Source organism: Borreliella sinica (assembly GCF_033969665.2).
GTDB lineage: Bacteria > Spirochaetota > Spirochaetia > Borreliales > Borreliaceae > Borreliella > Borreliella sinica.
The window spans coordinates 816,098-842,796 of the sequence record NZ_CP135180.1 but is presented as its reverse complement, the minus strand read 5'-3'; the positions used below and the strand labels follow the sequence as shown (position 1 = coordinate 842,796).

24 protein-coding genes are annotated in these 26,699 nt (G+C 27.1%); 16 read left to right on the top strand and 8 right to left on the bottom strand.

Annotation, left to right across the window (positions count from 1 at the left end):
• Positions 1-38 precede the first annotated feature (38 nt).
• The 4 genes from fmt to QIA41_RS03940 are packed head-to-tail and all read right to left on the bottom strand — an operon-like array spanning position 39 to position 3,978.
• The gene (gene fmt, locus QIA41_RS03955) at positions 39-986 is read right to left on the bottom strand and encodes a methionyl-tRNA formyltransferase (RefSeq protein WP_320292721.1); all 948 of its coding nucleotides are present in this window, start codon (positions 984-986) and stop codon (positions 39-41) included.
• Positions 983-1,480: a peptide deformylase gene (gene def, locus QIA41_RS03950; protein WP_320292720.1), complete on the bottom strand. Its 498-nt coding sequence runs from the start codon at positions 1,478-1,480 to the stop codon at positions 983-985. Before def ends, fmt begins: the two co-directional genes overlap by 4 nt.
• 36 nt (positions 1,481-1,516) lie before the next feature.
• Positions 1,517-2,203 carry a hypothetical protein gene (locus QIA41_RS03945; RefSeq protein WP_320292719.1) on the bottom strand — a complete coding sequence of 229 codons (687 nt, stop codon included), beginning with the start codon at positions 2,201-2,203 and terminating at the stop codon, positions 1,517-1,519.
• Complete coding sequence (locus QIA41_RS03940) at positions 2,200-3,978, bottom strand: aminopeptidase P family protein (protein ID WP_320292718.1); 1,779 nt, start codon at positions 3,976-3,978, stop codon at positions 2,200-2,202. Before QIA41_RS03940 ends, QIA41_RS03945 begins: the two co-directional genes overlap by 4 nt.
• Before the next feature lie 114 nt (positions 3,979-4,092).
• Between QIA41_RS03940 and QIA41_RS03935 the strand changes: the two genes are divergently transcribed.
• The 13 genes from QIA41_RS03935 to QIA41_RS03875 all read left to right on the top strand — a co-directional run bounded on the left by QIA41_RS03935 (position 4,093) and on the right by QIA41_RS03875 (position 18,664).
• Positions 4,093-4,986, top strand: coding sequence for an HAD family hydrolase (locus QIA41_RS03935; protein WP_320292717.1), 894 nt, complete (start codon positions 4,093-4,095; stop codon positions 4,984-4,986).
• A complete protein-coding gene (locus tag QIA41_RS03930) occupies positions 4,987-6,234 on the top strand; it encodes an aminopeptidase (protein WP_320292716.1) in 1,248 nt (415 codons plus the stop codon).
• A gap of 16 nt (positions 6,235-6,250) precedes the next feature.
• Positions 6,251-6,712, top strand: coding sequence for a divergent PAP2 family protein (locus tag QIA41_RS03925; RefSeq protein ID WP_320292715.1), 462 nt, complete (start codon positions 6,251-6,253; stop codon positions 6,710-6,712).
• A 19-nt stretch (positions 6,713-6,731) separates the two neighbouring features.
• Positions 6,732-8,204 carry a hypothetical protein gene (locus QIA41_RS03920; protein ID WP_320292714.1) on the top strand — a complete coding sequence of 491 codons (1,473 nt, stop codon included), beginning with the start codon at positions 6,732-6,734 and terminating at the stop codon, positions 8,202-8,204.
• A gap of 7 nt (positions 8,205-8,211) precedes the next feature.
• Complete coding sequence (locus QIA41_RS03915) at positions 8,212-10,530, top strand: RnfABCDGE type electron transport complex subunit D (protein ID WP_320292713.1); 2,319 nt, start codon at positions 8,212-8,214, stop codon at positions 10,528-10,530.
• Positions 10,527-11,087, top strand: coding sequence for a hypothetical protein (locus tag QIA41_RS03910; RefSeq protein WP_320292712.1), 561 nt, complete (start codon positions 10,527-10,529; stop codon positions 11,085-11,087). The genes QIA41_RS03915 and QIA41_RS03910 overlap by 4 nt, the downstream gene beginning before the upstream one ends.
• 15 nt (positions 11,088-11,102) lie before the next feature.
• A protein-coding gene (gene prfB, locus QIA41_RS03905; RefSeq protein ID WP_320292711.1) for a peptide chain release factor 2 occupies positions 11,103-12,180 on the top strand; the annotation gives its coding sequence in 2 pieces (ribosomal slippage) (positions 11,103-11,159 and positions 11,161-12,180; 1,077 coding nt in all).
• Positions 12,162-13,571 (top strand): hypothetical protein, encoded by a 1,410-nt coding sequence (locus QIA41_RS03900; RefSeq protein ID WP_320292710.1) that lies wholly within the window; start codon positions 12,162-12,164, stop codon positions 13,569-13,571. The genes prfB and QIA41_RS03900 overlap by 19 nt, the downstream gene beginning before the upstream one ends.
• 36 nt (positions 13,572-13,607) lie before the next feature.
• On the top strand, positions 13,608-14,453 hold the full coding sequence (gene ftsY, locus QIA41_RS03895) for a signal recognition particle-docking protein FtsY (RefSeq protein WP_320292709.1): 846 nt from the start codon (positions 13,608-13,610) through the stop codon (positions 14,451-14,453).
• Positions 14,450-15,478 (top strand): hypothetical protein, encoded by a 1,029-nt coding sequence (locus tag QIA41_RS03890; RefSeq protein ID WP_320292708.1) that lies wholly within the window; start codon positions 14,450-14,452, stop codon positions 15,476-15,478. Before ftsY ends, QIA41_RS03890 begins: the two co-directional genes overlap by 4 nt.
• Positions 15,479-16,732, top strand: a complete 1,254-nt coding sequence (locus QIA41_RS03885) for an ABC transporter permease (protein WP_320292707.1) — start codon at positions 15,479-15,481, stop codon at positions 16,730-16,732.
• 1 nt (position 16,733) lies between these two features.
• Positions 16,734-17,414 (top strand): ABC transporter ATP-binding protein, encoded by a 681-nt coding sequence (locus QIA41_RS03880; RefSeq protein WP_320292706.1) that lies wholly within the window; start codon positions 16,734-16,736, stop codon positions 17,412-17,414.
• Positions 17,411-18,664, top strand: a complete 1,254-nt coding sequence (locus tag QIA41_RS03875) for an ABC transporter permease (RefSeq protein ID WP_407653023.1) — start codon at positions 17,411-17,413, stop codon at positions 18,662-18,664. The genes QIA41_RS03880 and QIA41_RS03875 overlap by 4 nt, the downstream gene beginning before the upstream one ends.
• A 9-nt stretch (positions 18,665-18,673) precedes the next feature.
• Here QIA41_RS03875 and QIA41_RS03870 read toward each other — a convergent pair whose 3' ends face one another.
• Entirely contained in the window at positions 18,674-19,972 is a 1,299-nt protein-coding gene (locus QIA41_RS03870; RefSeq protein WP_320292808.1) for a hypothetical protein, read from the bottom strand.
• The gene (locus tag QIA41_RS03865; protein ID WP_004792306.1) at positions 19,962-20,282 is read right to left on the bottom strand and encodes a hypothetical protein; all 321 of its coding nucleotides are present in this window, start codon (positions 20,280-20,282) and stop codon (positions 19,962-19,964) included. Before QIA41_RS03865 ends, QIA41_RS03870 begins: the two co-directional genes overlap by 11 nt.
• A 179-nt stretch (positions 20,283-20,461) precedes the next feature.
• Here QIA41_RS03865 and QIA41_RS03860 point away from each other — a divergent pair, with 179 nt between their 5' ends.
• From QIA41_RS03860 to QIA41_RS03850, 3 genes are all read left to right on the top strand, one after another.
• Complete coding sequence (locus tag QIA41_RS03860) at positions 20,462-21,730, top strand: cysteine desulfurase (protein ID WP_320292705.1); 1,269 nt, start codon at positions 20,462-20,464, stop codon at positions 21,728-21,730.
• Between the two features lie 71 nt (positions 21,731-21,801).
• Entirely contained in the window at positions 21,802-22,230 is a 429-nt protein-coding gene (locus QIA41_RS03855; RefSeq protein ID WP_320292704.1) for an iron-sulfur cluster assembly scaffold protein, read from the top strand.
• Positions 22,227-23,762 (top strand): YifB family Mg chelatase-like AAA ATPase, encoded by a 1,536-nt coding sequence (locus tag QIA41_RS03850; RefSeq protein WP_320292703.1) that lies wholly within the window; start codon positions 22,227-22,229, stop codon positions 23,760-23,762. The genes QIA41_RS03855 and QIA41_RS03850 overlap by 4 nt, the downstream gene beginning before the upstream one ends.
• 48 nt (positions 23,763-23,810) lie before the next feature.
• Here the strand turns inward: QIA41_RS03850 and QIA41_RS03845 are convergent, their stop codons facing one another.
• Both QIA41_RS03845 and lepA read right to left on the bottom strand, forming a co-directional pair.
• Positions 23,811-24,761 carry an L-lactate dehydrogenase gene (locus QIA41_RS03845; protein ID WP_320292702.1) on the bottom strand — a complete coding sequence of 317 codons (951 nt, stop codon included), beginning with the start codon at positions 24,759-24,761 and terminating at the stop codon, positions 23,811-23,813.
• Between the two features lie 122 nt (positions 24,762-24,883).
• On the bottom strand, positions 24,884-26,689 hold the full coding sequence (lepA, locus tag QIA41_RS03840) for a translation elongation factor 4 (RefSeq protein WP_320292701.1): 1,806 nt from the start codon (positions 26,687-26,689) through the stop codon (positions 24,884-24,886).
• Positions 26,690-26,699: the final 10 nt, after the last annotated feature.

The window sequence follows — 26,699 nt, the reverse complement described above, 5'->3', positions numbered from 1 at the left end:
TAGAAAATTTATTTTCTAAATTGTCATTATTATTGAAGCTAATATATCCCTCCTATTGAAGAAAACACTTGTCCTATTAGCTGCCTACTCCCATTATAAAAAGACTTAAAATCTAAAACTTTTCTTCCGGGTCTTTGAACTTCTAATAGCAAAAGAATTCCTTTCCCAGTATTAACAAATAATCCTTTCTCGGAATCAAAATCAACAATTTCTCCCACTTTTCTATCTTTATATAAATCTACTTCTAAAAAATCAGCACGATGAAAAATAATTTCGCCATGATTAATACTGGCCCTTGCAAGTGGCCAAGGATTGCATGCATTAATTATATTTTTAATCTCAAATGCAGTTAAATTAAAATCTATAAATCCTAATTCTTTTTTTAAAAAAGAGCAAAAAGTAGCTTCGCTCGATTCTTGGGGAATTCCCCCAAAACCCTTACTAATTTTTTCTAAAGCTTCTAAAACAAGGCTTGGACTAAGGCTTGATACAAGTTTTGAAATATCATAACTTGTATCAAAAGACCTTATTTCAAATTTTTTTTGCACTAAAATATTACCACTATCCATTTTTAAAGACATACTCTGAACAGTAATACCACTAATACAATCCCCATTTAAAATTGCAGATTGAATCGGAGAAACGCCCCTATATTTGGGCAAAAGCGAAGGGTGAACATTAATACATCCTTTTGGAAAGATATCTAAAAATTCTTTTTTAAATATCTTTCCATAAGAAAAAACCAACATTAAATCTGAATTCAAATCTCTAATTAAATTTAATGTATTATTATCAAGGGTCAAAGGATCAAAAACTTTAATACCCTTGGCAACAGCCTCCAACTTTATTGCATTTTGACTTAGCTTTTGTCCTCTGCCTTTAGGTTTGTCGGGCAAAGTCAAAATCCCTACTACTTCATAGTGCCTTACAATCTCACTAAAAACTTCTAAGGCAATAGAAGAAGAGCTTACAAAAAATATTTTCATTTTATCTTAAGACCCCTTTTCCTCATATAAGGCTTTAACAATTTATTTTTTATCCTCTCCTCATAATAATCAATAAAAAGAACTCCATTTAAATGGTCCATTTCATGCTGAATAATTCTTGCCAAAAAATCAGAATTTTCTATAGTAAAAGATTTTCCATTCTCGTCATAAAAACTTACCACAATAGACTTAGGCCTCATTAAATCATAATAAACTCCGGGTATACTTAAGCATCCTTCTTTATAAGAATTAAGCTCATAAGAAGTCTCTGTGATTAAAGGATTAATAAAAATCAAAGGTCTTGCCATTTTATTCTCTCTAACTACAAAAAGTGACAAATCAAGGCCTACCTGAGGGGCCGCAAGTCCAACTCCACCGCTAATGTCCATCAATTTTATCATTTTTTTTGCATAATCTCTAATCTTGTTATCAATATTATTGACTTGCTTTGTCTTAACACGAAGTAAATCATTAGGATAAAATACCATTTCCATAAAAACTCATTCCCCCCTTTTAAACAAAAAAGACAATTACTTTATTTTTCCAAAAAGCTTCCACTCCTCATTTCCTAATAATGAAAAATAAATATTACCGATTCTGGACTTAGGAACAGCATAAAGTTTGTTTTCATCAATATCTTTAAAAACTAAAAATTCTTTAAGATCCGTATCAAAAAGAACAAGTTTTCTGTCTTTACCATTAAATTTTAATCGCCAATCACCTTTTAATGTTTTATAAAAAAAGATCTTCTCATCAATAGTATTAATTTCATAATTTTTTTGCTTTTTTATAACACTTGTTGATTTTATAGCCCCTATAACATAGCTCAAAAAATCTTTATCAAATTGGATGCTATTTAAAATAGTTCCCACATAAGCCGCCTTTATTTGCTCATTCTTAGAATCAACAAAAAAAATAGTTGGACTTTTTTGTAGATTAATTTTATTAAAAATTTTATTATCTTTATCAATAACTAAAAAAACATTTTTTTTAGCTACCGTGTGAATAATTTCATCATTTCTAAAAGAATTTAAAAAATCTTTTATTAAATTTTCTTTAACATCTCTGCCAACCAAAATTAAAACATTTTTATTCAATTTTTGAGCTTTTTTAATTGCAATCTCATAAGAACTCTCAAAGACAATATCTTCTGATAAAGAAAACAAGTCTGAAAATCCTTGATTTAAAATCATTAAAAATGCAATTATAAATCTCATATTTTACTTGTCAGATTTTCTAAAAATTCTAAATCCTCTTCATTATCAAAATGCTTTTTTAAAGCTAAAAATATAAATTCATGATAATTATTGACATAATTTAATTCATCTTCTGAGAGCATTTCTTTTACTATCAATTCTTTTTCAAAGGGAACAAGAGTTAAATTCTCAAATTCCAAAAAAGCTCCAAAATCATTTGTAAAAGACTGCTTTACAAAAACTAAATTTTCAATCCTTATCCCATGACTAAATGTTCGATAAAGACCGGGCTCAATTGAAACCACTTCAGATCCTTTAAAAAGGTAACTCGAATTGGGACTAATCGAAACTGGAAGTTCATGAACATTGAGAAAAAATCCCACACCATGCCCAGTGCCATGAATAAAATTCAACCCATTTTTTAAAAGCGGCAATCTGCAAATTCCATCAAGAAAAGCCCCAGAAGATCTATATGGAAACTTTAAAGATGCAAGATTAATGAAAGCCTTAAGAACTAAAGTATAGTCACACTTTTCTTCATTAGAAGCGTCCCCTATTAGAAAAACTCTTGTAACGTCTGTTGTACCAAGTCCAAAATATGAACCCCCAGAATCAATCAAAAGAAGACCATTGGTATCTATTTTTTTGCCCCTCTTAGGCTTATAATGTGGAAGAGCCCCATTTTCTTTAAAACCAACTATTGAGTCAAAACTGGAGCTAAAAAAATTCTTATTCGATTTCCTAAAATACAAAAGCATATCAGCTATGTCTATTTCATCTAATTCAGCCAATTCAATCTTACTCAAACTTTTAAATTTACGTAAAAATTTAATCAATCCAATAGCATCAATAACATGCGCTTCCTTAATCTTAAGAAGCTCATAATCGGTTTTTATTGCTTTAAGATCGCCTATAATACTCTCTCCAAAAATAATATTAGTCTCACCAAGAACTTCTAAAATCCTAACATTAGCATAAAATGAAACAAAAAATTTACCTTCATGCTTTATTCGATCCAGAAAGCAGTAAAAATTACTATAAGACTCTATTTCAAAGTTTTCCATTTCAAGCGCTTCTTTAACACTTGAATTTAGTTTTTTTGTATCAATAAAAAGAACATTTTTTCGATCTTTATTTCTAGATATTAAAAGAAATGAATAAAACAATGCAGACTTTTTAACATCTGCCCCTCTTAAATTCAATATCCAAGCAATCTCATCAAGAGCAGTAATAACATAAAAATCTGCCAAATTTTTTTCTAAAATTAAATAAACAGATTTAATTTTTTCAACTCGTTTATTATTCTTTTCAGCGTCAATCAATTCAACTATATTGCCAAACTCAAGCCGAGGTCTAGATTTCCAAATTAAATCAATTAAATCTTGATTTAAAACCTTAATATGTGTATTCTTGCATTTTTCAGATAACTCTTTATAAAACTTTATGCTAATTTCATCAGGATAAATTCCAAGCTTTAATCCTTGCAAATTTAAATTTATATACGTAAAAATATCAGGAGATCCTTTTACTCCAAGCTTTATTAATGTAACTTCACTCCCCTTAAGTTCTTGATCGGCTTGTAAAAAATACCTACCATCCGTGAAAAGGACAGCTTTGGATAATGTTATAATTACCGTACCGAAGCTACCAGAAAAACCCGTAATAAACTTGCGAACACTATACCTTTCATGAGAATATTCACTAAAATGAGGGTCATACCCTAATACCAAATAGGCATCAACTCCATTTTCTCTCATATGATCTCTAAGTAAAGCTAATCTTTTATTAATATCCAAAAAAATCTCCTTTATAAAAGCCTGCTAATACTAGTATACCAAACGATTATCAATTTTAAAAAAAAAAAAAATTTGATATAATTTAGCTTAAAATTAACTCCTAAAGGATAAAATATGAAAAATATCAAAGCGGTTGCCTCTGATCTTGATGGCACTCTCTTACTGTCTAAAAGCTATATTGGAGCCTTTACAGAACTTGTAATTAAAAAATTAACAAAAGAAAAAAAGAAATTCATAATAGCAACAGGAAGAAGTAAAAATGAAATCACTCAAATTACAAAAAAATTAGATCAACTGCAAGTTTCATTTTTTATTACATTAAACGGAGCAAAAGTTTACAATCAAGAGTGGAAATTAATAAAAAGTCATAATTTATCTCCTGAAGTGGTAAATAAGATTTTAAATTTAAGAAACGAAAGGTTTAGTCACATACCTCATTTTTTACATAAAGCAGATCAATACGACGACCAATTAAATATTGATATCAAGACTAAAATTGCAATTGATAAACAATTTCAAAAATTTAAAAAAGAATCCCATATGTTCAAGCATGAAATAGTCAGTCCAATCAATAAAATTCAAGAGATTAAAGACTTTAGCGAGCTTAAAAATTTTGAGAATGTTGCAAAAATAATATTAGCTGGAAGAGAAGAAAACCTAATAGAATATGAAGCAATGATTTTAGAGAAATATAAAGGTGAAATAAATGCATACCTTTCTACTCCAAATTCGTTAGAAATTGTAGATCATAAAGTCTCAAAAGGAAATGCACTAAAAGAGGTTCTTCAAACTATCAATATTGATTTAAGCGAAACCATAGCCTTTGGCGATGGATTTAATGACACCGATATGTTAGAAAATGTAAAAAAGGGATTACTAATGAGAAATGCAAATTATAGATTAAAAGCAATGCTGCCTTATTTAGAAGTAATAGGAACAAATGATGAAGAAGCCGTTGCGAATTACATTAATGAGAATGTTTTAGAAGAACCTATTCGGGAGGAATGAATGGAGAAAGATTTAATAAAATATGCAGAACTTATAATTTTAAAAGGAATTAATTTACAAAAAAATCAATGTGTTTTGATTCAAGGTTCAATCGAAAATTACAATTTTTTGAAAATATTGGCAAAAAAAGCTTATGAACATGGAGCTAAGTATGTCAAGCTAAATATTAAAGATATTGATATTTTAAAATCAAGATTAAAATTCTCGCAAGAAAAAAGCTTAGAATTTATTCCAAGTGCTGAAAAAAGCTTCTTAGAAGAAATGGTTCAAGATAAATGGGCAAGAATAAACGTAGATGATACAGAAAATTTTGAAGACCTAGAAGACTTAAAAGATGATATTGCTCAAAAAATGTCAATTTATCAAAAAGCCTTAAATCTGGCAAGCAAATCCTTATCACAAGCAATAATGAGCAACGAAATAGCTTGGTGCGTTGTTTGCTCGCCGGGTCCAAAATGGGCTTCCAAAGTTTTAAATAAAAAAGAAGGAAATGAAACTTTGGAAGAATTTTTCAAGATACAAAAGAAAATATTATTTCTTAACAGAGAAAATCCCATAGAAAAATGGGAATCTCATGGAGAAAAACTTCACAAAAGATGCAAAATACTAAATGAACTTAACCTGGAGAAGGTAATTTTTAAAAGCGAAAAAACAAACTTAGAAGTATATCTGCTCGAAACTTCCCTATGGACAGGTGGAAGTGAAAAAGTCAAAGGAACAGAAATAGAATTCAATGCCAATATGCCAACAGAAGAAGTTTTTACAACTCCAAACTATAAAAAAACAAAAGGAATTGTATATGCCACCCGCCCAGTCATGGTGCTTGGAACACTAATATCTGGAATATGGTTAAAATTCGAAAATGGCAAAGTTGTTGATTTTGGCTGTAATGATGAAAAACAAAAAGAAATATTAAAATCACACATCGAAACCGACATTCAAGCAAAATATATAGGAGAAGTAGCACTAGTTGATAGCAGCTCCCCTATTTATCAAAGCAATCTTATTTTTTACAGCACACTGTATGATGAGAATGCAAGTTGTCACATAGCACTGGGGGCTGCATATCCATCTTGCTTGAGCAACGAAGAAGATTTAAAAACTGACACCAATAAACTAGCTTACGGATGCAACGTTTCATTAATACATACAGATTTAATGATTGGAAGCGACGATCTGAATGTCATTGGTGTAAGTAAAAATGGGAAAGAATACACAATAATAAAAGCTGGCAAATTCGCAATATAAAAAAGGGGGTTTAATAATGATAAGAGCATTGCTTACCAACGATCTTTTTTTATCTTGTCTTTTATCAGGAATTTCTGCTCAAGTAATTAAATATGGCATTCAAACTGTAAAAACAAGAAAGTTAAAACTAACTCCAACACATCTTTTAAAAAAAATTTTCCTAGAAACAGGGGGCATGCCGAGCAGTCATTCATCAACAGTTACTGCTCTTGCAACCTCAATTGCAATAACTGAAGGAATAGATACAAATTTTATAATAGCACTTGCCTTTGCTCTTATTACAATAAGAGATTCTTTTGGTGTAAGATATATGTCTGGGGTTCAAGCAGAGTATTTGAATGCATTATCAGAAAAACTAAAAAAAGAAATAAAAATTGACACAACAAAAATAAAAGTGGTCAAAGGGCACAAAAAAAAAGAAGTTCTAACGGGAATAATTATAGGAATAATATCTGCATATATTGTATGTTGTTTATAGCATCATAGGAAAAAACCAAATGGTACGTTTTTTAAGTTTTTTATGTTTAATTGCAACAATGCCACTTATCAATTCCTGCGATGTAGCTCAATTTGGAGATTATAAACCATTATACTTTACAAATGAAACCGATCTAAAAACAGCCAATGAATATATAAATTCATTGGGGTACAAAACAATCTCAGAGTACACAACAAAAATTGACATTTTAGACTTTCCCGAAAATAAAAAAATCACAATAAATGAAGTAAAAAGCCTTAACAATCTTGACTTAAGGAAAAATATATTTTTAAAAAAACTTCCCAATCTTTTCAATATAGAGGGGAAAAAACTTCTTTATGTTGAAAATAGATTTAAAGCCAAAAATTTTAAAACCCTAAAAAAAGAACTCAATATTAATGTTGACATGCAGTCTCTTGACTACAAAACAAAAATCAATTTTGTCTCAGGCATAATATTTATAATCACAATAATTTTATTAATTTTTTTAGACCCAGCAAATTCTATATTCACTTTAATTTTTTTGTTAATTTCATCCCTTACTTTTATAATAAGTAAAGAAATAATGTATTTTTATCCATTTACAATTCTATCTTATTTGTTATTTTCAATAGTCAATAATTTTAACAAAAATTACAATAAAATATATTTAAAAGAAATAAATTTTTTAACACTAATAACAAAAATAAAGCATTTATTATTTTTGTTTATATTCACAACTCTATATTTCATTACAATCATAATCTTTTTTACTACAAATATTGATCCCACTTTTATTGCATTTGTCGCAATAACAACCCTTTGCATTTTCTTAATTTTCAGCTGGATCAAAACGGAAAGCAATTTTAAAGATACATTCTTATTCCCAATCGAAATTAAAGAGAAAAAAAAAGAAGAGAAAAAAGCTTTAAAACTAAAAATAACAATACATCTAATGCTATTCGCACTCTCATTAATGCAATTTGCTTATTTAAGCTATACGCTAAATTCTTACAAAAACACTAACTACCTTTACAGTAAAAAATTAAATTATTTTGATTATTTAAATCCTGACAACATTTATATAATGTTAGGGTATAACAAAGACATACCCAACATTGCGGGATACCTATCCCATATTCTTTATCAAAACGAACTGAAATATAATATTACTGCTAAATACGGAAAAATTCCTAAAAATATAAAAGAAAACTACTTTGAAATCAAAAACGATAAAATAGAAATTAATCCTAAAACTGTTTACGAAGTAAACAGATCATTTATTGACGAAGCTCTTAAAAAAGAGCTTGCGGGTCTATTTTTAAAAAAGAAAAACCCAATCTTAATATACAAAGAAAACAAAAATAACATTAGCATAGATAAAAAAAATTACAAAATACTCTTTTTTTTCTCTTTGCCTTTCTTTGTATTACTATTCCTATTTAAAGCAATAAGATTTACAATTCTTTTAAATATAAATGAAAAAACCTATAAAAAGTATATTCGAGGATAAATAGCTAATGCTAGACTTAGAAAAAGTAAAAACAATTTTTAAAAAATACAATAAATACGAGGTAAACATCAAAGAGATTCAAATACCTGAGTATGCCTTAATACCTCTTGAAACAGAAAATTCAAAATCTATAATATACATAATTGAAAAACAAAAAATAGAAGAAAATCAAATTTTATCGAAAAATTCAAACATAGAACTATACACATACTCTCCAATATCTGGAATAGTAGAAAAAATATACACAGCCAACTTTCCAGATGGGAAAAATCTAAAATCAGCTTTAATCAAATTTCAAGGAAAAATAAAAAACGAAAAAAGCACTGCTGAAGATGAAATCTCTAGAGAAAAAACTCTATCAAAATTAATTCAACTAGGAATTCCTTGGTTTAACGAAAATTCTTTATTTCAATTCATAAACAAATGTAAAAAAATAGACAAAATGATTTTATTAACAAACGGAAAAGATGAATTTACAAACATTTCAGAAGCACTGATGGCAGAAAAATTAGAAGAGATTCTCTCAGGATTTCAAATAATCGATAATATATTTAAATTTAAAGAAATAACAATAATATCAAATAAAGACAAATTTAAAAAAGAATTAGAAAAATTGAATATTTTTAAAAACAGAAAAATCAAAATTAAATCTTTAGAAAATGCATATCCTTATACAAATCATGAAATGATAATGCACTTTTTATACAATAACAAAAATACAAAAAATGATATAAACCCTCACAACAATATTTTATTAGCAAATATTGAAGATCTCTACAATGTAAATCTTGTTATTAAAAGCAACAATCCCTATAAAGAGAAATTTATAGCTATAAATGGAAATAAAAAAATAAAAAGTAAAATACTGAAAGTAAAAATTGGAACTTCTTTTAGTCAAATAATAAATGAAAAGATTGATACAAAAAAATATGAAATTTTTTTAAACAACCCAGCCAACAAAATAAAGGTTACAACATTAAACATACCTATAACAAGAGACATCTATAGCCTTACCATATTAAAGAAAAAATCAATATATGACAAAATTAGAACATTTTTTATATCAAGTTTTTCACCACTACAAATAGAAAATATTATTTTCTCGCACTTAAAGAATAAAAAAATAAATGACAAAGGTAAATTAAAAATATTTGAATATACAGACAAAGAAGTCGAAGAAGAAATAAATAAAGTTCAAAAAGAAATTAAAGGCAAAATTCTAAATGAAAATCTATCAAATGGGATAATATACACCGAGAATAATTTAAAAGATATATACTTTACTATCATACTGTCATTATTACCTAGCCTAATATTTTCTTTCCTAAATAACACAAAATTCATGATAGACACTTTGTTATTAATATTTATTAGTGTAGCAATCTATGTACCAATAATGCTAAAAATTAATTATAAATGTTTATCTTTTTTCGTTTACAATGCCTTAATGATAAGCATTATATTGCCTTTAAATTTAGAGATTACACTAAAAATAACCTCCTTGTTATTTACTTTTTTAGTATTCTTTTACTTTTCCAGACTATCAGCATTTTTAGCAAATCCTATATTAATTTCTTTTATGTTTTTTGCACTAAATTTTCCAGTAAGTTTTAAGCAAACCTATCAAGAAGAGCTTAAAAACTCAACATCAATAATTCCAACTTGGAATGAAATAATTGATACAAATCCAAAAATAAAAAATTTAAAAAGTCTAAATACTTTTACAAGAAATGAAAGCAAAAACATTGATGCTATTGAAAACTTTGCAAATAACAAAATTTTTTCCGTTTTCAATTCAATTGTCACAAGATTCCATATTGAAAGTCTTTTAGGCGTTAATAATGAAAAAAACATATCTCCAATTTTACTTTATTTTGGGCTCCTATTAATAGTCGGCAAATATATAATAAATAAATTAATACCATTGTCATTTTATATAAGCTTAATGACAATCTCATACATAGCACATAATATGAGAATGCTAAGCCATATCAGTTCAGATATGTTGACATTACTTATTTCTCCAATACCAATGCTCTTAATATTCACAATAGCAACAGAAATACAAATAGCACCTCACTTTAAATTTGAGCAAATACTATACGGATCACTATTAGCATTTATATATTTTTTAACATTAGGATATATTCCTTTCGAAACTTTATCAGCAATAATAGCCATTTTTATCTTACAAGTAAGCTCGAACTTAATAAAAAAATATAGTTTAACTTTTAAAATAAAAAAAATAATGCATTTTTTGAAAACAAACAAAGAAAGCACACTAAAAACCCATCTCGAAAATGAAAAGGATATAATAAAATTATGACTGGTAATTTAATTACATACTTGATTATCAACAACTTAACTTTAATACACTTTGTTGGATTTGAGGACATAAAAATAAAAAATAATGTAATTTTAATAAAAAAATACGTTATAATAATAGCTGCTTCTTTATTAATATATTCAATATCATTTTATTTTTACAAACTACTTGAAAAGAACAATTTATTATTCTTAATCCCAATTTTTTATGTAATTTTAATTTATACGTTTATATTATTATTTAAAGTTATAAATGATATATTGATTATTTATAATAAAAAATCAAATTATTCAAACGATTTCATGCTTTCAAATAGTAGCTTAATTGCAATAACATTTTTTGCACTTGATAAAAACAACGGATTTTTTGAAGGATTAGAAATACTTATTCTGTCTGCACTTGGAATATTAATAGCTTTAATGTCAATAAAATCAATAAAAAAAAACTTTGATAAAAACCCTAAAATCCAAATATTGGAAACAGAACCAATATATTTTTTCATAATGTTTATTTTATCCTTAATTCCAAATATAATTATATTGATATACAATCAATAATAGCGAGAAATAAAAATGAAAGAAAAAATAAATACATTGTTTCGACAGGTTGAAGACATTTGGGGGAAGCTTTGACAAAAAAGAAATTCAAGCTAAAATCGAAAAATATGAAAAAGAAATAAACCAGAAAAATTTTTGGAATGATCCTAAAAGAGCGCAAGAAGTTATTAAAGCTCAAAGTATCTTAAAAAATAAAATTTATCCCTGGGAAGATTTAATCAACAAAATCAAAGAATTAAGCGAACTGTATGAAATTATTGAAAATGATAAAGATACCAACAGCTTGAAAATTGAATTTAATGTGCTTGAAAAACAGTACAAAGATTTACTCACAATTTCTTACTTTAAAGAAGAGCTTGACGCAAACGGGGCTTTTTTAACTATTCATTCTGGTGCTGGAGGCACCGAAGCATGTGACTGGGTTGCAATGCTTTACAGAATGTATTCAAGATATGCTGAGAGAAAAAAATACAAAACAGAACTTATTGATTTGCTTGAAGCAGAAGGTGGAATAAAATCTGTTACAATAGAAATCAAAGGTGAGTATGCTTATGGATTATTAAAAAGCGAAGTCGGAATACATCGTCTTATAAGAATTTCTCCGTTTGATGCTACTAAAAAAAGGCATACCTCTTTTGCATCAGTATTTGTTGATCCTGTTATTGATGAAAAAATAGAAATAATAATCAAACCGGAAGATATAAGAATTGATACATACAGGGCATCGGGAGCAGGAGGACAACACGTCAATAAAACATCCTCTGCTGTAAGAATAACTCATCTTGAAACAGGAATAGTAACTCAATCTCAAAGCGACCGAAGTCAGCATAAAAACAAAGACATGGCAATGAAAGTTTTAAAATCAAGACTTTACGAGTTCTACAAGAATAAAGAAGATGAAAAAAACAAATCTAAACAAGACACAAAAAAAGAAATTTCTTGGGGCAATCAAATAAGATCTTACGTATTTCAACCTTACAATTTGGTAAAAGATCACAGAACAAAATTTGAAAATTCAAACACCACTTCGGTTATGGATGGCAATATAGACAATTTCATAGAAGAGTATCTAAAATGGAAAAGCTTAAACTAAAGCTAGTAATACTATTGCTAGTATTAACAATATACAAAATACACTCTCAAAGTAATATTGAATACAACTTTTCCTATATCATTAATACAAAAACTGAAAATATTGACCTTAAAAAAGGAATTGAAAAACAATTGGACAAAATCTACGACAAAATAACAGAACATATCGTAAACAATGATGACAAAAATATCATTGAAGATATTTATATTAATCAAGATATAATAAAAACAGAGCTTGAAATTAGCAAATTAAAAAAAGAAATGGACGAAAAAAAACTTCAAAACATAATCACCACAAAAGAAATGCATAATACCAAAACCAAAATCGATGAGCTTAAAAAAAATATTCAAGATATTAATAGCAACAAAAAAAAATTTGTAGAATATTTTAACAATTTGAAAAAATTAAAAGTAAAATATAAAAAAATCGATGAGCAAACAAACATCTCAAATTTAAATAAAGAATTTTTCATAAGAGAAGAATTATTTTTTATTAACTATATTGACCTTAAAAAAATAGAAAATTATTATTTACTAGAAATTAGCAATGTTACTCCTGAGAAGATCGAGACTGAAAAAGCGGTATTTAAAACATCATCTTCTATCAATGAAATAACAGATAAAATAACAAATCACGGATTAAAAGAAATATTGGGTAGAGAATTTTTAAAAATCAATATTAATGTCAAAAACAATCCAGATGCAAAAATCTATATAAACGAAAAATTTGTTTCAAAAGGAATTTATCACGATAATATCTTTGACATTTCCAAAATACCAAACAAAGAAATTGAAATACAAATCACAAGTACAAATTTCGAAAACTACTCTACTAAAAGAAAAGTAAAAAATGCAGATTCAATAATATTAAATATTGATTTAAAAAGAATAATCTCTAAAAAAGTAGAGATTACAAGCAATGTAAAATCTAACGTTTTCAAAAAAGGTACATTTATGGGAGAAACCCCAATTGAAATTGAAAAACCAGAAAATCAAGACATAATTTTACTTAAATCTGAAGGATATAAAGATAAATTCAAGCTAATAAATAAAGAAGATGATCAAGTAGAAATAGAAATGGTAAAAACTAACAAAAATAGACTTAGCAATGCAAGAGATAAATTTTATATTAATCTAGCTGTTTTTACATTAAGTACAATAGGAACCATTTTTGCAGGAACATTACTTAACAATGCAGAAACACTTTATAAAATAACTGGCAATCACTTTATCAACAAAAGATTAACAGCTGAAGATGTTTATATGGCAAAGGCAGAACAAATGACTGCAACATTTCTATTTGGAGCAGGCATTACTTTAACTATTGGCAGCTTTATTTCAGTAATAACTCATTTAGTAGAATATATTAAAGAGGCAAATTTGGGAGAATAGATTTAACAATTAGCAATAAAACAGGAGAACAAACTTTTGGGAATTTTAGAAAAAATAAAAAATTTATTTAAAAATAAACAAGAAGAAACTGTTATTGAAAGCTTAGAAGACATTCTATTAGAATCAGACATTAATAATGAAATCGTAATAGAAATTACAGACAAATTAACAAAAGAAAAAAATAAAAACGAAAAAACTATTATTGAAAGACTAAAAGAACTTCTAAGTGATTATATTAACACGAAAAAATTTACTCTAGAAAATAATAAATTAAACATTTTGTTAATAGTTGGCATAAATGGAATTGGAAAAACATCAAGCATAGCAAAGCTTGCAAATAAATTAAAAAATGAAGGCAAAAATATATTAATATCGGCTGCTGATACATTCAGAGCAGCCGCAATTGAACAAATGAAAATTTATGGTGAACAAATCGGAATCAAAATAATATCTCAAAAACAAGGAAGCGATCCATCGGCTGTAATATTCGACAGCATCTCAAGCGCTAAGCTTAAAAATTACGATGCACTAATTATTGACACAGCCGGAAGATTGCAAAATAAAGAAAATCTAATAAAAGAGCTTCAAAAAATAAACAATGTAATTATAAAACAAATAAAAAACACTAACATTAATTATCAAAAAATACTTGTAATCGATTCTACTATTGGAAAAAATACAAATAGCCAAGCAAAAATTTTTAATAAAGCAATAGAAATAGATGGAATAATAATAACAAAACTTGATTCATCCTCCAGAGCAGGTGCAATAATAAACATTTCAAAAATTCTTGAAAAACCTATATACTTTGCTACATTTGGAGAAAAACTAGAAGACATTAAAGAATTTGATATCAATGAATATCTTAATAAATTGCTATGAAAAAAAGACAATTGATACTTTTCCTATTTATACCACAAATTATTTATGCACAAAGTTTTTTTGCATCTGATGCATTTTTTAACAAATACCAAAAGTTAACCGAAAAACCAAAAACGGGGTTTTACATTGAACATCATTTTATTGATGATATTGAAAAACTTTACTTATATAAAGAAACCAACTTAATAAAATATAAAACAATTCAAACCATAGAAAACACAAGAAAAATTACTCATTATGATACAAAAGATACAAAAAGAAAAGAGGAAATTTACGATAATTTAAATAACAAAATACAAGAAATTGAATATGACAGCAAAGGAAAAATTCTTGAAACAGCAAATTACTTTTATGAAAACGGTAACTTAATATCTAAAAATTTAGAAACAATAAACCAAAAACCCAAATTAATATATTATTCTAAAGACGAAAACGGGAAATTGCAAAAAATAACAGGATCAAATTTTCAAATTTGGAATTATGGAATTAATGGGGATATAAAATCTACATATTTTGACATCAAAAAATCAACAACAAAAGTAATAAAATACGATGACAAAAAACGAAATCTAAACAACACAATAATAGTCAACAATAAAATAAAATCCAAAGAAAATAATCAATATCTAGACGATCAAAAAACAGTTAGCACCTTTGAAGAAGACAATACAAAAATTATATCTACCTATCAAGGAAACAACTTAATCAAAGAAGAAACATATAAAAATAATGAACTTGTAAAAATAAATAATTTTCAATACAACTCATCCGATATGATAATTCTTCAAAACACCAAAGAAAAGGATAAGGACCAATATACTGATACTAAAATTGAATATGAATATAACCAAGACAATCAATTAAAGAATAAAAAAATCTATGAAAACGATATACTTTATCTAAAAACCGAATACCACAATGATAATGAATATGAAGAAGAAATATACTACGATGAAAAACCCACTCTTAGAGTAAAACACAAAAATGGAAAAGTTACGGAAGAGAAGCCAATGGAAACGAATTAAATGGGTATAAGAAATTTTTTGCTTAAAAAATTAATACTAGAAGAAAAAAATAGCCTAGCCCTTACAATTGTAATAATATTAAGCATCGCCTTAGGTGAAATAATAATTATTTTAACAATATCAATCATGAATGGTTTTCAAAACGATTTTTTCCTTAGCATTACAAATGTAGAAAGTGGAAATTTAAAAATAGAAAATGAACTTACTCAAGAAGAAATCGAAGAAATTAAAAAGATTGAGGGAATAAAATATATAAACAAAACGTACGAAACACAAGGCATTGGTATTCAAAATTATTATTATCCAATTATTTTGAATATCATTGCGGTTGATATTAAAGATCTTGGAAAAGACCAAAATTTTATTTCATTCACGGGGCTTGAAAAAGCTGAACTAGATCTTAAAGAGAATGAAATCATTATCGGGAATATACTCTCCCACAATTTTAACTTATTCGAAAATGACACACTAGAATTAATAATCACCGATGAAATAAAAACCTTTATGTCATTAGAAAATGATATAAAAAAATTTAAAATAAAATCAATTTTCAAAAGTAATTATGCAAAAACAAACGAAACTTTAATTTTTATGAATATCGACTATTTCATTAAAAACAAAATTTTACAAAATTCTAACATTAATTATCAAGTAAAAACAAAAAATTTAAATCCCAGTAACAAATTAATTGAAAATATTAAAGCTATTAATCCAAAAATTACAGTAAAAACTTGGAATGAATACAATAAAGAATTTTATAAAGCATTGAAAATAGAACGAAATACTATGCTAATCATTTTAACAAGCATTTTTATTGTTATTGCTGTTAATGCATATTATCTACAAAAAAGAATAATAATAAACAAAAACAAAGCTATTTTAATACTATTAGCCATGGGACTTAGAATAAAAAAAATAAGACAAATTTTTATTATTCACTCAACAATAATCTGCACTATAGGAGGAATTGTTGGCTTGATACTGGGAATTTCAATTTCCTTAAATATAAATGAAATTTTAAAAATAATTGACAATCTGGTAAACACTTTAATAAATTTATTAAATCAAATATTGTTTTTGAAAATAGAAGAAATTAAAATACAAATAGTAAAAAGTACAATTACTCCTAAATTATTTTTAAGCGATTTAGCATTCACTTTCTGCTTTGCATGCTTTACTACGATTTATTCAAGCGTGAAAGCAACAAAAAAAATTGGAAGTCAAAAAAACATTGAGACTATAAATGGATCATAAAATGGAAAATATATTAATTATAAAAAATCTCTGCAAAGCATACAAAAAAAATAAAACAAAAATTCAAGTAATAGAAAATTTAAACTTAATTGTAACAAAAGGTGAATTTATTTCAATTCAAGGAAAAAGTGGTTGCGGAAAATCAACTCTTTTTAATATGATTTCGGGAATTGATAAAATAGATTCTGGAGAGATAATATCGTGTGGAATATCTTTAAAAAATGCAAATGAAAAAACATTAAGTTTGTATAAAAACAGACAAATAGGCTTAGTATTTCAAAATTATAATTTAATAAACGAATTAAACGTAATTGAAAATATAATTTTACCCAAAATTATATCAGGCCAAGAAACAAAAGCAAAAGTAAATAAAAAAGCTCTGGAACTAATGAAAATATTAAAAATAGAAAACAGAGCAAAACATTATCCTTCAGAACTCTCAGGGGGAGAATCACAAAGGGTCGCCATTGCTAGAGCATTAATCAATGAACCTAATATAATCTTATGTGATGAACCTACGGGGAATTTGGACTCAAGCACAGCTAAAGCTGTAGAAAATCTACTTATCAATACATCAAAAAATTTTAAAAAAACCTTAATACTAGTTAGTCACAACCCTCAATTTGCAAACAAAGCAGATTCAAAATATGAATTTAGAGATGGAACATTAAAAAAAATATGATGCTTTTAAAACTAACAGAAATTACAAAAATTGCATATATAATTTTTAAAAACTCAGCCAATAAAATAGCTTTAATAGGTTCTGGAATATCGTTAAGTTTAGTAATGATTCCATTAATCATTGTCTACTATATGTCTAGCAATATTATGACTTCTACTATTAATAAATACATTGAAAGTGAAGGATTTTCCATACAAATAGAATACAACGACACAAATAAAACTCATTACCTAAAAGACAGATTAAGCTCATTTAAAAAAAAATATAATTACAAAGATTTAAATTATTCTTTCGAGAAAAGAACTTATGGAATTATTGGAAATAATAAAAAACAAGGTGTATTAATAAGAGCGATAGAAAATGAATTCATACTGAAAAACAAATCAATAGAATTAATAAAAGGTACTAAAAACCTGGAAAAAGATTCTATACTCATTTCAAATCAAATAAAAAACAAACTTAATTTGAGTCTCAATGAAAAAATTGACATTTTGATTCCAAATACAAAAAACAATAAAATAATACCTAGAATAAAAAAATTTAATATCTCAGGAATAATTGAAACCGGACTAAAAGATATTGATAATAATTTAGTGTTAATTTCTTTTGAAAATGAAAATTTAATGTCAAAAAATTTTTCAAAAAGCATAATTGGACTCAAAATAAATTCCAATTCCATGAAGAACAATGAAATTTTAAAAAAGGATTTAGAAACTGAATTTCAAGAATTCCAAATACAAACATTCTATGAACTTTACTTAAATAAATACAATAATCTAGACATAAGTAAAAAACTTTTAATATTCATTATGGCTTTGATTATAATATTTGCAAGCATCAATATATCTTCGTCCCTTTCGATGCTTATTTTTGAAAATAAAAAGAAAATTGCAATTCTAAAATCAATTGGTATGAATAATTTAAACATAAAAATAATATTTCTTTTAATATCATTCACATTAAGTACCGCCTTTTGTGGAATTGGAATAATAATTGGAAATTATTTAACGCTTAAAATATCTTATTTAATAAACTTTGTTGATAATGTTTTAAACTTTTTTTTAACAATATTTGGAGAAGAATACTCTGAAATATTAAACTCAGAATATTATGTATCTGAATTTCAAATAGATTTAAGCCTGAACTTTAGTCTAACACTTCTTGGCTTATACATGTTAATAAGCATTCTAACTACACTAATTCCGCTTAACATTATTTCAAATCTAAAAGAAAAAGAAATCTTAAGATAATTTGAGATTCTATTTAATTATCACGTTATAAATTTTAATAGATGAAAAATCCTTTTCAATTGTGGGATAAATCTCATTTGGGAAAATCGTACTAATTGTAAAACTTTGTTTAGATTTAGATTTTAAAAAAGAATTAGCAGAAGAGATTAATTTGCGTCTTAAAGATCTAATAATTCTGCCATCCTTATCAATATAACTAATTTCAATTTCCAAATTTTTAATAACATCTTTTGAAGAATTGAAAACCTCTATTACAGTATTAGCCTTACAAATACCAAAAGACTTTTTAAAATAATTTCCAATATATTTAAATTTTAATATAAAAGAATCTGAGTCGAGATTTACACCAATTTTGTCATCAACATTTTCAAAAAAATCAATCCCAATAATATCTAACACGACCCTTTTAGGGTTAACATCAATAGCTCTTGGTATACTTGATATAACATCAATTGGAATATAAACATTTTTACCCCATTTTGCAAAAAAATCACTTTCTTTGTCAAAAACTCGATTAAACACAGATTTACCAATATCATCATAAACTGAAACTCTGTAGGAAATCTTTTTAACAGGATGAGTTGTTGAAACAACCCCCGCTTTAAGCTGATACAAATGAGCATCTTCAAAAACTAAAACTTTAGCATCCTCTATCTCTATATAATATAAATCCTTGGGATGTAAAATAGGATTAAGAGATTCAACTACTAAATCAGTAGCCCTAGTAATAGGGGGAAGGCCTTGCGATGTAAAAGAGGAAGTAAATTTTTCTTTTAAAGGCATTTTACCATCTTCATTTGAACCAATGAAACTCTGAAAAGATCTGTAAGTAATCAAAGAAATAAAAAATATCAAGATAGAACTCAAAGTTAATATTATAATTCTGCTCTTAGATTTCTTAGATTCATAATAGTCGATTAAATCCAAATCATTTCTTATTCCAAATTCTTTTGCTTGTAAATTTACATGGATCATTTTTTTCTTAGATTCTTTAGTATTTACCTTATCAGTAATCTCCTTAAAAAGAAAAAAAAATAAACTAAACATTGATTTATCGTGAAGAGAATAAAAATAGATAGATTCAAGCTCTCTAAAAGCAACATCTATCTTGCCCATATCTACAAATCTTTTAACTCTAGTATAAGATCTTCTAAAATGAAATCCCATATTTTCAATATCATTATCAGAAATATCTGATATTTCAATAATATTTTTAATACTTTTTTTGCTTAAAATTTTATTTTTATGCTTCCTAAGTTTTGATAAATAAATCTTAATTCTATCTTCGGATGTTTTACTATTCATTATCTTCTAATTCATCGACTTTTTTTAAAAGCCAATAAGCAATATTTCTAGCAGTAGTCTTTGTAATAGAAATCCCTATAAAAGAGTTGATTAATACTATTTTTCCCTCTTCTCCACGCTTTAATTCTTTTGAAGCCTCTTCCAAAACACCTTCTTTGGTTTTTGTATAAGCAATCTCCTCAGAAATCTCTGTAGACTCAAAAACAAGATCACAAAAAATCTCTCCTGTATTAGTCACATTTCCATAAATATTATTAACAGGTACCAATTTATAATCTTCAGCTTTTTCAAATCTATAAATCACTTCTTTCATATAAACGAGTATATCATAATCAAAAAACATAACCAATAAACAAAATTTATACAAAAAAATAAATTTCAAATTTAAAATGATTATTAATTAATAATCATTTTAAATTTTTTTTGTGTAATAAAAAATAATGCTATAATAATTAAAAACTAAAAATTGAAACAAAGGAACTTGTAAGGATTATGGATTTCAAACAAATAAAAAGCAATGCCGAAAAGGTAAAATTTTTAAGAAAAGATTTCCCTATTTTAAATAAACAGTTTGACAATAAGCACATAATTTATTTTGACAATGCGGCAACAACTCAAAAGCCCAAAAAAGTAATTTATTCTAGCATTGAATACTACGAAAATTATAACGCAAATGTACACAGAAGTGGACATAAATTTGCAATTCAATCTAGCATAAAAATAGAAAAAACAAGAGAACTTGTAAAAAATTTTATTAATGCAGAATCTGTAAAAAATATAATATTTAATTCTGGAACTACAGATGGAATTAATACTATTGCAAACTCATTTTTTCACTCAAAATACTTTAAAAAAAAAGATGAAATTATTCTTACAACCCTTGAACATAATAGTAATTTGCTTCCATGGGCAAATCTTGCAAAATTAGCTAATCTAACAATTAAGTTTGCTAAATTCAATGAAATGGGAATTATTACTCCTGAAGAAATTGAAAAGCTTATTACGGAAAAAACAAAGCTCATCAGTATTTCGGGAATCAATAATACCTTAGGGACCATTAATGATTTAGAATCTATCGGAAAAATTGCAAAAAAATATAATATAAGTCTTTTTGTAGACGCTGCGCAAATGGCACCTCATACAAAAATAGATGTCAAAAAAATTGGCTGTGACTTTTTAGTATTTTCTGGACATAAAATGCTTGCTCCAACAGGAATAGGAATTTTATACATTTCAAATAATATGGCTGAAAAGCTCAATAGCTCAAAATTAGGAGGAAATAGTGTAGAAGAAATATTCATAGAAAATGAAAAAATTAAATTCAAATCACTTGATGCTCCTAATAAATTTGAACCGGGAACCCCAAATATTGCAGGAATTATTGGACTTGAAGAGGCAATAAAATATATCAACAATATTTCTATGGAATTTATTTTAGAACATGACCAGCAATTAATAGAATATGGGGTAAAAAAATTACAAGAACTTGATGAAGTCGAATTTTTACTAAACAAAAATCTTAAAAGAAATTCAATAATATCATTTACGGTAAAAAACATTCACTCACACGATATTGAAACCTATCTAGATACAATGGGAATAGCAACTAGAGCCGGAAAAACTTGTTCTTATGTAGCATTTTTTCCAGAAAATCTAAACAAAAACCACCTTCTAAGAATTAGTTTTTATTTTTATAATACACAAGAAGAAATTGATATTTTCATATTGGGTTTAAAAAAAGTAATAAAAGAGCTTTCATAAACATTTAGAAAACAAACTTCATATTATCTTTTATTATTGATTTAATAAATCAAAAAAAATAAAATTAAATTATGCTCACTGAAAAAACTAAAAAAAATTTAATAAGGCTTAGTAAAATAAATACGTACATAATACATAAAGTAAAAACAACCCAAAATTTTAAACATCAATCTAAATGTGGAGATCAAATTTTATTCCAAATAAAAGAAGAAAATAATGGAAAATTTAATTTAAAACATCATGCATCCGGATGCATGATTTTACTTGCAAGCGCCAACGCTTTAAACAAATTGTGCAATAACAAGCCAAAACTAGAAATTCTAAACTTGGCACAAAAAGTGATAAACGGTGATTTTGTAAACCTAGAAGAAATTGACGCAAGTTTAAAAATTTTTAACATATTCACAAATACAAATAGAAAAGACTGTTTTTTACTGCCATACATATCATTGAAAGATAGCTTGGAAAACTATAAGCCCTTAAGGAGAGCTCTTAGATGAAAATCTATTCACACTCATCAATAGGATATGAAGGAGAACTAATTGAGATTGAAATAGACATTAAAAAAGGAATTTCTGGAATTGATATCGTAGGACTTGCTGGAAGCGAAATTAAAGAATCAAGAGAAAGAGTAAAATCAGCTATTAAGAATTCAAATTTTCATTTCCCTAAAGATAGAATATTAATAAATCTTGCACCAGCTGGAATTAAAAAGCTTGGAACAGCTCTTGACCTTTCAATTGCTATTAGCATCATTAAAATCCAAGAAAACACAAATAATAAAAATTTAGAAATCTTAATATTAGGAGAATTGCAATTGGATGGCAAAATAAGATCAATAAAAGCAGTTTTACCAGCCATTGCACTTGCCAAAGAAAACAAAATAAAATTTGCAATAGTTCCTCTTGAAAATTTAGAAGAAGCTCGACTAATAGATGACTTGCATATTTGGGGTGCTAAAGATTTAAAAGAAACTATAAAAATAGTAGAACAATTAAACGATAATATACTTCCCCCAAGAACAAGTATTAAGCCAAAAACAACAATTGAGCAAAATTGTATCTTGGATTATGACTTTAAAAATATAAAAGGACAACATAGAGTAAAAAGAGCAATTGAAATAGCAATTGCAGGTGGGCACAACATCATGTTATTTGGTCCACCTGGAAGTGGGAAAACACTTAGTATTAAATGTGCTCAATCTATTCTTCCTCCACTTACAAACAAAGAATTGATAGAAACAAATAGAATATGGTCAATATCGGGGAAATTAATAGACAAAAAAATAATAAAACAAAGACCTTTTAGAAATCCCCACCATACTGCTAGTAAAGAAGGAATAATTGGGGGGGGGTCTAATCCTTTACCCGGAGAAGTATCTCTTGCCCACAATGGAATATTATTTCTAGATGAAGCTTTAGAATTTAAAAAATCTATCTTACAATCTTTACGTGAACCTGTTGAAGACAAATCAATTTCAATCTCAAGAGCAAGTTCCAAATTATTCAGATATCCAGCCAATTTTCAATTAATGCTTGCAATGAATCTTTGCCCTTGTGGAAATCTTGGCAAAAAAAATACAGATTGTTTTTGCTCACAACAAGAAATTTCAAATTATTGGAAAAAACTTGGAGCCGCAATGCTTGACAGAATTGATATTAGAGTTCCAACAAGAGCAATTAATAATGAAAAATTACTCAACGAAACAAGTGAAAGTTCAAATGAAATAAAACAAAGAATAATAAAAGCAAGAAACATTCAAAATATAAGATACGAAAATTTTACAAACATAAATAAAAATTCTGATCTTAATTCTGATCACATTGAAAAATTTTGCGGATTAGAAGCAATTTTAAAAAATGATTTGATTTACATTCTAAACAAGCTCAATATATCCTCAAGAGCAACACATTCAATACTAAAAATTGCAAGAACAATCTCCGATTTAAAAGAAGAAGAAAATATTTCAAGAGAAGCTTTACTTGAAGCAATTGAACATAGAAAAAATGGAGAAAATATGCTTGAAAAATAAAGATCCCAAATATTTGGGATCTTAAAATTAAAATTACATTTCTTAAAACTAAAATTCTATTTTATCAATATAGCTTTTAAGCTGTTTAGCTGAACTATTAAATCTCTCAAGTTCTTTAGGACTTATCTTAAAGTTTAAAACTTCTTTGACTCCTTCCTTACAAACCATGGCAGGTGCTCCAATATAAATATCTTTAACTAATCCCCCATACTGACCATTAATATAAGAAGATATTGGCAAAATAATATTCTGATCACCAATTATTGCATTTACAATATTCTTAATACCAAGTCCAATAGCATAATAAGTTGCTCCTTTGAGCCTAATCACCTCATAAGCAGCATTTACAACCTTTTTATGAATTTCATCAAGCTCTGGCTCAGTTATTTTGCCTTCAGCAAGATATTCTGATAAAGGCTTCATTGCTATTTTTGTTTCATCCCAAGTAGCAAAAGAACTATCACCATGCTCCCCCATTATATATGAATGTATATTTTGGGTGTTAACATTAAAACGATCACTTAAAAAATATCTAAGTCTTGAAGTATCTAGAATAGTACCAGTACCAATAACCTTATGAACAGGAAATTTAGAATATTTCATTGTAACATAAGTCATAATATCTACAGGATTAGTTGCAACAACAAAAATACCATCAAATCCACTAGATACAACATTGGTTACAATATCTTTAAAAATTTTAGAATTTTTATCAACCAAATCAAGTCTTGTTTCACCTGGTTTTTGATTAAGTCCTGCTGTAATTACAACAATATCTGCATTAACGCAATCTTTGTAAGTCCCAAACAATACATTAATATTCTTATTTAAAAACATCTGACCATGATTAAGGTCCATGACCTCACCTTTTGCTTTATTTTCATTAACATCAACAATTACAAGTTCATGTACAAGAGAATTGTCTATTGTCAAAGCATAAGCAAAGCTTGAACCTACCCCACCAGATCCAATAAGAACGACTTTATTAGACTTAAGCATAAAAATTACTCCATATAAATTTAAACTACATGCAACTAATTTTAAATAAGCAATAACAAAAATATTTTATCGCATTTCTAGGGGCTTTGACAATCACATACCTTCAAAAATCAAAAACATATTCAATTATCATTGGATTTAAGAACTGCAAGAAAAACGCTTTGTGGAATCTCAACATTTCCTACCATTTTCATTCGCTTTTTACCTTCTTTTTGCTTTTCTAAAAGTTTTCGCTTACGAGTAATATCTCCGCCATAACACTTAGCAGTAACATCTTTTCTAACAGGAGAGATTGTCTCTCTAGCAATAACGTTAGAGCCAATAGCTCCTTGAATAGCTATTTTAAATTGCTGTCTTGCTATTTCATTTTTTAACTTCTTACAAATCCCGGTTGCCTTAGTTCTTGCACTATCTTTAAAAACCAATTGTGAAAGTGCATCAACTCTATCCCCATTAACTAATATATCTAACCTTACTAAATCTGTATATTCATAATCTAAAAGTTCATAATCAAAAGACGCATATCCACGACTCACGGATTTAATCTTATCATAAAAATCAAAAAGGATTTCAGAAAGGGGCATTTTATAAATAAGTTCAACACGTTTGGTATCAAGATAAATTAAGTTTGTCTGAATCCCTCTTTTTAACAAACACACACTCATAATATTCCCTAAAAATTCTGTAGGAACAATTATATTAGCTCTAATATAAGGCTCAAGAATACTTTCAATAGCTTCATTTCCAGGAAATTGTTCAGGACTTTCAATAAAATAAGATTCCCCCTTTTTAGAAATTATTTTGTATCTAACAGAAGGAGAAGTCAATATCACATTTAAATCAAATTCACGCTCGATACGTTCTTGAATAACCTCCAAATGCAAAAGACCAAGAAATCCGCACTTAAAACCATGTCCAAGAGCCGATGATGAATCTTTTTCAAATGTTAACGACGCATCATTAAGCTTTAATCTATCCATTGCCTTTAAAAGATCATCGTATTGATTGGCATCAACAGGATAAACTGAAGAAAACACTACAGGCTTAATTTCCTTAAATCCCTCAAGGGGAGCTACTGCGGGATAATCACAAAGAGTTACTGTATCTCCAATCTTTACATCTGATATATTTTTTATTCCCGCAATAAAATATCCAACATCTCCTGCTTCTAACCTATCTTTTCTTTCAAGTGATATTTTAAAAACTCCAATTTCCTCAATTAAATACTCACTATCAGTATGCATTAGTCTAATCCTATCACCTGTTTTTATTTGTCCTTCAAAAATCCTAAAGTGAACAATAACTCCTCTATAAGAATCATAATGTGAATCAAAGATTAATGCCTTTAATGGAGCCTTAATACTTCCTCTAGGCGATGGCACGTACTTACAAATAGCTTCAAGCAAATCATCAATTCCTATTCCATTCTTAGCAGAAATCAAAATAGCAATTTCTTCATTTAATCCTAAATCATTTTTTATTTGTTTTTTTACAAAATCAATATTAGCATTCGGAAGATCTATTTTATTAATAACAGGAATAATTTCTAAATCATGCTCAAAAGCCATATAAAAATTAGAAACGGTCTGGGCTTGTATTCCCTGACTTGCATCAATTAATAAAAGAGCGCCCTCACAAGATGAAATTGCTCTTGAGACTTCATAAGAAAAATCAACATGACCTGGGGTATCTACAAAATTTAATTCGTAAAAATCCCCAGCATTACTTTCGTAAGTGATTGTTACTGCTTGACTTTTTATTGTAATCCCTCTTTCTCGCTCAATCTCCATACTGTCAAGCATTTGACTTTTAAAATCACGATCAGATATTATTTTGGCCTTTTGAATAAATCGATCGGCTAATGTCGACTTACCATGATCAATGTGCGCAATAATGCAAAAATTTTTCTTATGGCTACTAATATTCATTCCCCCTGAA

Excerpts from the sequence above, each read along its gene's own strand:
- QIA41_RS03850 (WP_320292703.1), top strand. The coding sequence starts at position 22,227 with ATGAAAATCTATTCACACTCATCAATAGGATATGAAGGAGAACTAATT.
- QIA41_RS03930 (WP_320292716.1), top strand. The coding sequence starts at position 4,987 with ATGGAGAAAGATTTAATAAAATATGCAGAACTTATAATTTTAAAAGGA.
- QIA41_RS03945 (WP_320292719.1), bottom strand. The coding sequence starts at position 2,203 with ATGAGATTTATAATTGCATTTTTAATGATTTTAAATCAAGGATTTTCA.
- QIA41_RS03915 (WP_320292713.1), top strand. The coding sequence starts at position 8,212 with ATGCTAGACTTAGAAAAAGTAAAAACAATTTTTAAAAAATACAATAAA.
- QIA41_RS03845 (WP_320292702.1), bottom strand. The coding sequence starts at position 24,761 with ATGCTTAAGTCTAATAAAGTCGTTCTTATTGGATCTGGTGGGGTAGGT.
- QIA41_RS03875 (WP_407653023.1), top strand. The coding sequence starts at position 17,411 with ATGATGCTTTTAAAACTAACAGAAATTACAAAAATTGCATATATAATT.
- QIA41_RS03860 (WP_320292705.1), top strand. The coding sequence starts at position 20,462 with ATGGATTTCAAACAAATAAAAAGCAATGCCGAAAAGGTAAAATTTTTA.
- QIA41_RS03935 (WP_320292717.1), top strand. The coding sequence starts at position 4,093 with ATGAAAAATATCAAAGCGGTTGCCTCTGATCTTGATGGCACTCTCTTA.
- fmt (WP_320292721.1), bottom strand. The coding sequence starts at position 986 with ATGAAAATATTTTTTGTAAGCTCTTCTTCTATTGCCTTAGAAGTTTTT.
- lepA (WP_320292701.1), bottom strand. The coding sequence starts at position 26,689 with ATGAATATTAGTAGCCATAAGAAAAATTTTTGCATTATTGCGCACATT.
- QIA41_RS03925 (WP_320292715.1), top strand. The coding sequence starts at position 6,251 with ATGATAAGAGCATTGCTTACCAACGATCTTTTTTTATCTTGTCTTTTA.
- QIA41_RS03855 (WP_320292704.1), top strand. The coding sequence starts at position 21,802 with ATGCTCACTGAAAAAACTAAAAAAAATTTAATAAGGCTTAGTAAAATA.
- QIA41_RS03885 (WP_320292707.1), top strand. The coding sequence starts at position 15,479 with ATGGGTATAAGAAATTTTTTGCTTAAAAAATTAATACTAGAAGAAAAA.
- QIA41_RS03880 (WP_320292706.1), top strand. The coding sequence starts at position 16,734 with ATGGAAAATATATTAATTATAAAAAATCTCTGCAAAGCATACAAAAAA.
- def (WP_320292720.1), bottom strand. The coding sequence starts at position 1,480 with ATGGAAATGGTATTTTATCCTAATGATTTACTTCGTGTTAAGACAAAG.
- QIA41_RS03920 (WP_320292714.1), top strand. The coding sequence starts at position 6,732 with ATGGTACGTTTTTTAAGTTTTTTATGTTTAATTGCAACAATGCCACTT.
- QIA41_RS03900 (WP_320292710.1), top strand. The coding sequence starts at position 12,162 with ATGGAAAAGCTTAAACTAAAGCTAGTAATACTATTGCTAGTATTAACA.
- QIA41_RS03890 (WP_320292708.1), top strand. The coding sequence starts at position 14,450 with ATGAAAAAAAGACAATTGATACTTTTCCTATTTATACCACAAATTATT.
- QIA41_RS03910 (WP_320292712.1), top strand. The coding sequence starts at position 10,527 with ATGACTGGTAATTTAATTACATACTTGATTATCAACAACTTAACTTTA.
- QIA41_RS03865 (WP_004792306.1), bottom strand. The coding sequence starts at position 20,282 with ATGAAAGAAGTGATTTATAGATTTGAAAAAGCTGAAGATTATAAATTG.